Source organism: Sphingomonas sp. OK281 (genome assembly GCF_900115295.1).
GTDB lineage: Bacteria > Pseudomonadota > Alphaproteobacteria > Sphingomonadales > Sphingomonadaceae > Sphingomonas.
In genome coordinates, this window is record NZ_FOVZ01000007.1 from 148,108 (window position 1) to 157,374 (window position 9,267).

Here is a 9,267-nt window from a genome sequence, read left to right on the forward strand (position 1 = left end):
CTCCTGGTAGGTGCGCCCGCCGGTTGCTCCGGCGGGCGTCATAGTCACTTCAGTTCGAGCATCACCACCGACATCGGCGGCAACGTCACCGACAGAGTGCCGCCACTCAGCCTTGCACCGTTGAACGCCGCCGGCGCCACCGCGTTAGGCGCGTCGAAGGTGTTCAGCGCGGTCATCGTCGGCGCGGTCAGCACCTGTCCGGTGACGCCTTGCGCGGTCACGCCCGGTAGCGCTGCGGAGACGCTGGTCGGCTTGTTCGGATCGAGGTTCGACAGCGCGATCCGCACCACGCCGTCCTTGCCACGCACGGCCGATGCGCTGACCGACGGCATCGTCCACTGGTCCTTGTTGTACCAGGGAGACTTGATGTCGATCGGCAGCACCGTACCGTCCATGTACGGCTTGTACATCGCGAACACATGATAGGTCGGCGTCAGCACCATCTTGTTGCCGTCGGTCAGGATCATCGCCTGCAACACGTTCACCATCTGCGCGATCGCGGTCATTTTCACGCGATCCGCGTGCTTGGCGAAGATGTTGAGGTTGATCGCGGTGACCAGCGCATCGCGCAACGTGTTCTGCTGGCGCAGGAAACCGGGGTTCGTGCCCGGGTCGCCGGCATACCAGGTGCCCCATTCGTCAACTGCGAGCCACATCGTCTTCTTCGGATCGACCTTGTCCATGATCGCCGAATGCTTGGTGATCAACTCGTCCATCCTGAGCGTCTCGGACAGCGTCTCGGCCCAGCCGCGCTCGTCAAATACCGTTGCCGAAGCACGCGGCGGCCACCCCCCGGGAATAGTGTAGTAGTGCAAAGAAAGCGCATCGACCTTGCCGATCAGCTCGCGCGCCATCGTCTCGGTCCAATGGTAGTCGTCCACGTTGGCCCCGCTTGCGATCTTCATCACGCGCGTATCTTTGGGCGCCTTGATGAAGGTGGCATAGCGCCGCGTGACGTCGGCGGCATATTCGGCGCGCATGTTGCCGCCACAGCCCCACAGCTCGTTTCCGACGCCGAAATACGGCACCGCCCACGGAGCCTTGTGGCCGTTCTTCGCGCGTTCGTCGGCCAGCGCGCCGGCGGGCGAGGTCATGTACTCGACCCATTCTGCCATTTCCTGAGGCGTGCCGTTGCCGACATTGCCCGCGATGTAGGGCTCGGCACCCAGTTGCCCGGCAAGGTCCATGAACTCGTGTGTACCGACCGTGTTGGGCTCGGTCACGCCGCCCCAGTGCGTGTTGATTTTGACCGGGCGCTTGGCCTTGGGACCGATTCCTTCGCGCCAGTGATACTCATCGGCGAAACAGCCGCCCGGCCAGCGCACCACCGGCACGCCGATGCCGCGAAGTGCGGTGACGACGTCAGTGCGGAAACCGCGGACGTTAGGAATCTTTGACTTCTCGCCGACCCAAAGTCCGCCGTAGATGCCGGTACCAAGATGCTCGGCGAACTGCGTGAAGATGCGTCGATCATAGGTCGGGCCGGGCGTGTCGGCGTGAACGGTCACGGTTGCACCGGTGGTCGCCGACGTGGGGGTAGGCGTTTCGGTCTGCGCGGTGCCGATGCCTGCGGTCGAGAGCAGCAGCGCCGTAGCCAGACCCTTCAGCGTCCGGGTCATTCTTGCCTCAATCATTGAAAGCCTCCACCGATGTGCGGGTGCCGCGCAGAAACGCGTCGGCGACGAGTGTAAATGGGGTCGTGTCGACTTCGCTGCGGCCATCGCGGATCAGCGAGGCGAAGCGCGTGTAGAGGCCGGGATATTCCTCGTCATCATTGTGCACCGTGCCACTCGGCAAGGTGAGCACCGCACCGCCCTTGGCGAGACTGAGCGTGCCAGCATCGGTTTCGACCACGATGTCCCAGCTCTGCGGGCCTGTCTGGCGCCAGTCGAGGTCCATGCTGATCAGCGTTCCTAGTGTGCTGCGGAAGGTCAGATCGGCCGCGATCGGAGCAGCGCGATTAGCGGGTGTCGACAGTGTCGCGGCGGTCAGAAAAAACGGCTGCGGCAGGATCTCGGTCGCGATCGAGAGTGCGTTGATCCCAGGGTCGAACACGCCGAGCCCACCCGGCTCCCAGATCCACGCTTGTCCCGGATGCCAGACGCGGACGTCCTCGCGCCAGACGATCGACACGCGCTCGATCTTGCGGTCCGTGAGCCAAGCCTTGGCCGGCGCGACACCCGCTGCGAACCGCGAATGCCAGCCCGCGAACAATGTCGTTCCCGATTCGGTAGCCTGGGTTTTGAGCGCATGGACCTCAGCAAGCGTGGCCCCCGGCGGCTTTTCCAGGAAAACGTGCACACGCTTGGCAAGCGCCATGGAGGCAAGCTCATGGCGCACCTGCGGCGGGGTGCACAGCGCGATCGCGTCGATCGCCGGACCGTTGGCGAGCAGCGTCTCGAGCGACCTGAAATTGGCGACACCCTCGACGCCCGGATCTCGCGGGCTAACGCTGGCGACGAACTCGAAGTCTGGATTGCCTGCAATCGACGGGAGGTGCTGGTCTCGCGCGATCTTGCCCATGCCGACGACCGCTATGCGGATTGCGGTCATCTTCACAAAGCTTTCACGACGACCGGCTGCGGAGCAGCCTTGGCCAGCGTATTGCGCAAGGGGAGCGCGAACGGCGCAGCCTCGATCTCGAACACGTCGCCTTCGCGTGTCGTCACGCCGTCAGCGAACGACAGCGTCGCAGTACCGAAGAAATGGACGTGCACGTCGCCGGGACGGCGGAACAGATCATATTTGAAGTGATGCGCCTCAAGGTTAGCGATGCTGTGCGACATGTTTGCCTCGCCCGACAGAAACGGCTTTTCCCACAGGAGTTCGCCGTCGCGATGGATGCGGCTCGCACCCTCGATATGGTCGGGCGGCGTACCTACGAGCAATTCGGGTCCGAGCGACGCCTGGCGCAGCTTCGAATGCGCGAGCCAGAGGTAGTTGTGGCGCTCGGTGACGTGGTCGCTGAACTCGTTGGCAAGGCACAGGCCAAGGCGGAACGGTGTGCCATCCGGACCGATCAGATAGATCCCGGCAAGCTCGGGCTCTTCGCCGCCATCCTCGGCGAAATCGGGCATCGCGAATGCCGCACCCGGTGCGACCAACCCCGAGCCATCGCCCTTGTAGAACCACTCGGGCTGCTGGCCGCGTGTCCCCGCTGCCGGCTTGCCGCCCGCGACGCCTTCGAGGAACATCCGCATCGAATCGGTCTGCTTCTCGGCGTCCGCGGCCGCACGGTGCATCTTGTCGCGGCCTTCGGCCGATCCGAGATGCGTCAGGCCGGTGCCGGTCATGATCAGGTGGGCAGGATCGACATGATCGATCGGCGAGATCAGGCGGCCCGCGGCGAGTTCGGCGGCGATGTCGATACTCGCGCCCGTTCCACAGGCCGCAACCGCGCCGGCAAGATCGCTACCGGCGGCAATCGCGCGCTCGGCCAGCGCGCGAACGCTGTCGACCCCGGTGACGAACGCCGCTCCCTCGTTAGTAGCCGCGATCACCGATCGCGTGCCATCGACGCCAACATGCTGCAACAGACGCAAAGTCATCAATTTCTCTCCTAAGCGGGACGCCGCTGTTACGGTTCGCCCCTGATATTTTCAGGTCAGTTGGCGGGAACGCCGTCGATCAGCCGCGGTGCGGTCGTGCCGTCACGCAACACTTCCGGCAGCAGTTCGGACAGCAGGTTCTGGTACGACACCGGCCGCAGAAACCGATCGATCGCGAGGCTGCCGACCGAGGTCGTGCGGCCGTCCGATGTCGCCGGGAACGGACCGCCATGGACCATGGCATGGGCGACCTCGACACCGGTAGGCCAGCCGTTCGCGAGAATACGTCCAGCCTTGCGTTCGAGCAGCGGGATCAGTCGCGACGCCATGTCGGCATCAGCGTTGTCCATCTGGATCGTCGCGGTAAGCTGCCCCTCGGCGGCGCGCAGTACGGCGTGAAGTTCGTCCTCGCTCGTGCAGCGCACCAGCAACGACGATGCACCGAACACTTCAAGGCCCAGAGCCTTGTCGCTCAGGAACTGCGCGGCGGTCGTCTCGAAGAATGCCGCCTGCCCTTGCGCGACGCCTTCGCCGACCTTGCCCCGCGCGATCTCGTTCACCGCATCGTGGCCGGCAAGGGCGGCGATGCCCTGCTCGTAGGCGGCATGGATGCCGCTGGTGAGCATCGTCGCGGCAGGAGCCTCGGGCAATGCCGTTGCGGCAGCGGACACGAATGCGTCGAGCCCCTCGCCTTCGATCGCGAGCACGAGGCCAGGGTTGGTGCAGAACTGCCCCGCGCCCATCGTCAGTGACCCGACGAACGCCGTACCGAGCGCCGCGCCACGCGCCTTCAGGGCTTCGGGCAGCAGCACGACGGGGTTGATGCTCGACATCTCGGCATAGACCGGGATCGGAACTTCACGGGCCTGTGTCAGCGTGACGAGCGCCAGCCCCCCTGCCCGCGAACCGGTGAAACCGACCGCGGCAATCCGGGGATCCTGCACCAGCGCGCTGCCGAGCTCGTTGCCCGGGCCTACCAGATGCGAGAACACGCCCGCCGGCAATCCGCACGCAGCGACCGCAGTCTCGATCGCGCCGGCGACCAGCGCGCCGGTGGCGGGATGCGCAGCGTGACCCTTGACGACGACCGGGCAACCGGCCGCCAGCGCCGACGCGGTGTCGCCACCAGCGGTCGAAAAGGCGAGCGGGAAATTGCTCGCGCCGAACACCGCGACCGGACCGAGCGGGATCATCCGCAAGCGCAGGTCAGGACGCGGTAACGGTGCGCGATCGGGGAGTGCCGGATCGATCCGGAGCCCCATCCAGCCGCCATGACGCACGACGCCCGCAAACAGCTTCAACTGGCCGACCGTACGACCGCGCTCGCCCTCCAGTCGTGCGCGCGGCAAGCCGCTTTCGCGCATAGCGGTGACGATCAGGTCGTCACCGAGCGCGATGATTTCGTCGCCGATCCGCTCCAGAAAGTCCGCACGGACGTCATTGGTCGTGGCGCGGTACGCATCAAATGCGGCATCCGCGGCGGCGCAGACGGCGGCGACATCGGCTGGACCATCCACGGCGAATGCATCGCCCGTCGAGGTTCCGGTTGCGGCGTCGATGGAGTGAAAGCTTACGCGATCGGTTCCGGTGGATGTAGTTGCTTCAGACATTGTAGCCTCTCCCTATACTCGGACATATAAGCGGCATGGGGGTTTGGCAACGTTTGTCGTTCCTTGATGGAAGTTGGGCTGGTAGGCCTAATCGCTGGAGCAAAACGACATGACGAAGATCGTAATTGATAAGGATGTGAGCGACGGCGTAGCGGCCCCCCGGGTGCCACGTGGCACGGGTCGGCGGTTGCATGGTGCGGTTGCGCACAAGCTGGGGACGGCGATTTTGTCGGGGAAATATGCGCCTGGCGATACGCTGTCGGGCGAGGTCGAGTTTTCGAAGATGCTGGACGTATCGCGCACCGCATACCGAGAGGCGGTGCAGGTCTTGACGGCCAAGGGACTTGTCGAGAGCCGGCCCAAGATCGGTACGCGGGTGCTGCCGCGCAGCCGGTGGAACCTGCTCGACCCTGACGTGCTGGCATGGGCTTTTGCGGGCGAGCCAGACATTACGTTCGTTCGTGGACTATTCGAATTGCGTGCGATCGTCGAGCCCGCTGCGGCCAGGCTCGCCGCCGAGCGTCGCGAGCGAAGCGATCTCAAGGCGATGAATGACGCGCTGGTGGCGATGCGGCGGCATACCTTGGCGACCGAAGCCGGGCGCGCGGCGGATCGTGAATTCCATGACGCGGTACTGACCGCGACGCGCAACGACACGCTGATCGTGCTGAGCGCAAGCATCGGCGCGGCGGTCAACTGGACCACGCAGTTCAAACAGCGTGCCCGGGCCCTGCCGCGCAATCCCATTCCCGACCATGTTCGCGTGTATGATGCGGTTGCGGCGGGTGATGGTCCTGCCGCCAGCGAGGCAATGCGCGTGTTGGTCGACCTGGCACTGGACGATACGCAAATGGCGATGGCGCGCTAAGCACCATCCCCATCCCTTATTCGGCCAGCCCTCAGGCGGCGCGCTGGTCCGGCAGCGGATCGGTGACCTTCGAGCCCCAGAGCGCGTAGAACAAGATGTAGAGCTCGCACGCGGCCGTTAGCAGGAACGACGCTTGCAGGCCGTACGTGTCGGCAAGCCACCCCTGCACGATCACAAGCGCCCCGCCGGCGATCGCCATGATAAGTAGCCCCGAACCCTCTTCGGTCAGCGGCCCAAGCCCCTTGATTCCGAGCGTGAAGATCGTCGGGAACATGATCGAGTGGAACAGCCCGACCGAAATCAGCGCCCACATCGCGACGTGACCGGTGGTGAAGGTCGCGATTAGCATGACGACGAATGCACCGATGCTCGCCAGTGCAAGCACGCGCTCCGCCGGCACGGTGCGCATTACGACGCTCCCGATCAGCCGGCCCACCATCATCCCGCCCCATAGGATGAAAAGGTAGTGCGACGCCTGCTCATGCGTCAGATTGCCGATCTGCGGCTGGCTGACGAAGTTGATGAACAAGTTGGCGACGCCGATTTCGGCGATCAGGTAGATGAAGATCGCCGGGATACCGAGCACAAGGTTGCGGTGCGACCAGAGCGACAACCCTTTGCGGTCAGCCCTCGCCGAGCGCTGCGTCGCTGAGCCCATTGCAGGCAGCGGGAAACGCGCGATAACGATGGCCAGCACCACCAGCACGCCCGCGACGATCAGATACGGCAGCACCACGGACTGCGCGTCGGACAGCCGCTCGGCGGGCGTCAGCACTGCAGTTGATCCGGCAACCGCGGTGCCAGAGGTCGAGCGACCCAGGATCAGATACCCGCCGAACAAAGGTGCGAGCGTAGCCCCTGCCGAGTTGAACGCCTGCACCAGATTAAGGCGCGACGACGCGGTTTCGGGCGGACCGACGACGGCCACATAGGGGTTGGCCGCGACCTGCAGCAGCGTAATGCCGCTGGCGATCACGAACAGCGCAACCAGCGTCACGCCGTAGGAAGGCAACCGCGCGGCGGGCACCATCATCAGTGCACCGACCGCCATCAGGCCGAGCCCGAACACCATCGCGCGCTGGTAACCAACCCGCTCGATCAGCTTGGCCGACGGAATCGAGGCAAAGAAATAGGCGATGAACCAGACGCTCTCGATCAGCGTCGTCTGCGTATAGCTGAGGTCGAACACGCTGCGCAGGTGCGGCAGCAGCGTGTTGTTGATGACCGTGATGAAACCCCACATGAAAAACAGGCTGGCGAGCAGGGTGAGCGCGGATCGATAGCTCGGGCTTCCGCTTGGGGCCGTGGATGTAGATCCAGCCTCGACCGGCCTGTGCGTCTGTATCGGCATCGCCATAAAGTATCGTCCTCCGTGCCGTGTCGGCGACTGGTCTACCGTATAGGTCGACAGACTTTATCCCGCATGGCTTGCCCATCGTTAAATTGTCCGACTATATAGCCATACAAGGCGCGTCAACGGCGTCGGGCGATTAAGGACGGGATGCGCACAATGTCGAAGTTTGGGTCGAAGTCGATGTCAAAGTCGGGAATCATTGCGGCGGCCGTACTCGCAGCGCTTTCGGCACACGCAGCAGAGGCAGCGACGGCTAAACGCGCGGCATTCGGCACACTGCCCGACGGCACCGCAATCGAAGCCGTCACGCTGACCGGCAGCAACGGTGTCAGCGCACGCATAATGACGCTTGGCGCGACGCTCCAGTCGCTCAACGCACCCGACCGCAACGGCAAGTCGGCCGACATCACGCTCGGCTATGATGATGCCGCAAGCTACGTCACCGCACCCAATTTTTGGGGCCAGACGATCGGCCGCTACGCCAACCGCATCGCCGGCGGTCGCTTCACGCTCGACGGCAAGCCGTACCAGATCACGCTCAACGACAAGACCAACACGTTACACGGCGGCACGGTTGGCTTCGACAAGCACGTCTGGTCGATTGTGTCCGTTACCAATGGCGTGCAGGCAAAGGTGGTCATGACACTGATCAGTCCGGCGGGCGACCAGGGGTATCCCGGCACGCTGTCGGTCAGGGTCACCTATGCGCTCGACGACAAAGGCGCGCTGACGATCGACTTCGATGCGACCAGCGATGCCCCGACGGTCGTCAACCTGACCAATCATGCGTTGTTCGATCTGGCCGGCGAGGGTTCCGCAACCGGCATATATGGCCAGCGGCTGACGATCCCGGCGCGGCGCTACACGCCCGTCAGTGCCACGCTGATCCCGACCGGTGAACTGAGACCCGTCGCGGGTACCGTGTTCGACTTCACGAAAGGCCGCGTGCTGTCCGATGGCATTCGCGACGGCCGCGATCCGCAGATCGTCATCGCGCACGGCTGGGATCACAATTTCGTGCTCGACAAAGGCGGTAGCGCAGAGCCCGGTCTCGCCGCACGCGTCGAGGATCCGGCATCGGGCCGCGTGCTCGAAGTGCTGACAACCGAACCCGGCGTGCAATTCTACTCGGGCAATTTCCTCGATGGTACGTTGGTCGGCAAGTCCGGCCACGTCTACCGGATGGGCGATGGCCTCGCACTCGAACCGCAGAAATTCCCCGACACGCCCAACCAGCCGGCGTTCGGCTCGGCGCGGGTCGAGCCGGGCAAACCTTATCACCACCGCATGATCTACCGCGTATCGGTCGCCCGCTGACGCCCCCGCTGAAATCTCCAGAAAGCTTCTCATGACTGACATGCCCAAACTCCGCAGCCGCGCCTGGTTCGACAACCCCGAGAATATCGACATGACCGCGCTCTATCTGGAGCGCTATCTGAACTTCGGGCTGAGCCTTGAGGAACTGCGCTCGGGCAAGCCGATCATCGGCATTGCGCAAACCGGCAGCGACCTGAGCCCGTGCAACCGCCACCACCTCGTGCTCGCCGAACGCCTGCGCGAAGGAATCCGTGAAGCCGGCGGGATCGCACTCGAATTCCCGGTCCATCCGATCCAGGAGACCGGCAAGCGCCCGACCGCCGGGCTCGACCGCAACCTCGCCTATCTGGCGTTGGTCGAGGTTCTCTACGGCTATCCGCTCGACGGCGTCGTGCTGACGATCGGCTGCGACAAGACGACGCCGGCGTGCCTCATGGCGGCGGCGACCGTGAACATTCCGGCGATCGCGTTGTCGGTCGGCCCGATGCTCAACGGCTGGCACAAGGGCGAGCGGACCGGTTCGGGGACGATCGTGTGGAAGGCGCGCGAACTGCTCGCGACCGGCGCGAT

Annotated in this window: 8 protein-coding genes; 3 read left to right on the forward strand and 5 right to left on the reverse strand. The window is 64.5% G+C overall.

Going from position 1 to position 9,267, the window contains the following annotated elements; translation table 11 throughout:
* Nucleotides 1–44: 44 nt before the first annotated feature.
* The 4 genes from BM244_RS20140 to BM244_RS20155 are packed head-to-tail and all read right to left on the reverse strand — an operon-like array spanning nucleotide 45 to nucleotide 5,158.
* Complete coding sequence (locus BM244_RS20140; protein WP_093400695.1) at nucleotides 45–1,619, reverse strand: alpha-N-arabinofuranosidase; 1,575 nt, start codon at nucleotides 1,617–1,619, stop codon at nucleotides 45–47.
* Nucleotides 1,620–1,626: 7 nt separating this feature from the next.
* Nucleotides 1,627–2,553: a Gfo/Idh/MocA family protein gene (locus BM244_RS20145; RefSeq protein WP_093400696.1), complete on the reverse strand. Its 927-nt coding sequence runs from the start codon at nucleotides 2,551–2,553 to the stop codon at nucleotides 1,627–1,629.
* A gap of 2 nt (nucleotides 2,554–2,555) precedes the next feature.
* Nucleotides 2,556–3,548 (reverse strand): AraD1 family protein, encoded by a 993-nt coding sequence (araD1, locus tag BM244_RS20150; RefSeq protein ID WP_093400697.1) that lies wholly within the window; start codon nucleotides 3,546–3,548, stop codon nucleotides 2,556–2,558.
* Nucleotides 3,549–3,604: 56 nt separating this feature from the next.
* A complete protein-coding gene (locus BM244_RS20155) occupies nucleotides 3,605–5,158 on the reverse strand; it encodes an aldehyde dehydrogenase (NADP(+)) (protein WP_093400698.1) in 1,554 nt (517 codons plus the stop codon).
* Between the two features lie 109 nt (nucleotides 5,159–5,267).
* Here BM244_RS20155 and BM244_RS20160 point away from each other — a divergent pair, with 109 nt between their 5' ends.
* On the forward strand, nucleotides 5,268–6,026 hold the full coding sequence (locus BM244_RS20160; RefSeq protein ID WP_093400699.1) for a FadR/GntR family transcriptional regulator: 759 nt from the start codon (nucleotides 5,268–5,270) through the stop codon (nucleotides 6,024–6,026).
* 31 nt (nucleotides 6,027–6,057) lie between these two features.
* Here BM244_RS20160 and BM244_RS20165 read toward each other — a convergent pair whose 3' ends face one another.
* Nucleotides 6,058–7,377, reverse strand: a complete 1,320-nt coding sequence (locus BM244_RS20165) for a sugar MFS transporter (protein WP_093400724.1) — start codon at nucleotides 7,375–7,377, stop codon at nucleotides 6,058–6,060.
* A gap of 183 nt (nucleotides 7,378–7,560) precedes the next feature.
* On the opposite strand from BM244_RS20165, the gene BM244_RS20170 reads away from it, so the two are divergent.
* Both BM244_RS20170 and BM244_RS20175 read left to right on the forward strand, forming a co-directional pair.
* The gene (locus BM244_RS20170; RefSeq protein WP_254784652.1) at nucleotides 7,561–8,697 is read left to right on the forward strand and encodes an aldose epimerase family protein; all 1,137 of its coding nucleotides are present in this window, start codon (nucleotides 7,561–7,563) and stop codon (nucleotides 8,695–8,697) included.
* 31 nt (nucleotides 8,698–8,728) lie between these two features.
* Nucleotides 8,729–9,267: dihydroxy-acid dehydratase domain-containing protein (locus tag BM244_RS20175; protein WP_175518208.1), on the forward strand; the 539-nt coding region annotated here is incomplete at its 3' end.

What these genes read in the sequence shown, in the direction of transcription:
- BM244_RS20140 (WP_093400695.1), bottom strand. Translation starts at nt 1,619, where the DNA reads ATGACCCGGACGCTGAAGGGTCTGGCTACGGCGCTGCTGCTCTCGACC.
- BM244_RS20145 (WP_093400696.1), bottom strand. Translation starts at nt 2,553, where the DNA reads ATGACCGCAATCCGCATAGCGGTCGTCGGCATGGGCAAGATCGCGCGA.
- araD1 (WP_093400697.1), bottom strand. Translation starts at nt 3,548, where the DNA reads ATGACTTTGCGTCTGTTGCAGCATGTTGGCGTCGATGGCACGCGATCG.
- BM244_RS20155 (WP_093400698.1), bottom strand. Translation starts at nt 5,158, where the DNA reads ATGTCTGAAGCAACTACATCCACCGGAACCGATCGCGTAAGCTTTCAC.
- BM244_RS20160 (WP_093400699.1), top strand. Translation starts at nt 5,268, where the DNA reads ATGACGAAGATCGTAATTGATAAGGATGTGAGCGACGGCGTAGCGGCC.
- BM244_RS20165 (WP_093400724.1), bottom strand. Translation starts at nt 7,377, where the DNA reads ATGCCGATACAGACGCACAGGCCGGTCGAGGCTGGATCTACATCCACG.
- BM244_RS20170 (WP_254784652.1), top strand. Translation starts at nt 7,561, where the DNA reads ATGTCAAAGTCGGGAATCATTGCGGCGGCCGTACTCGCAGCGCTTTCG.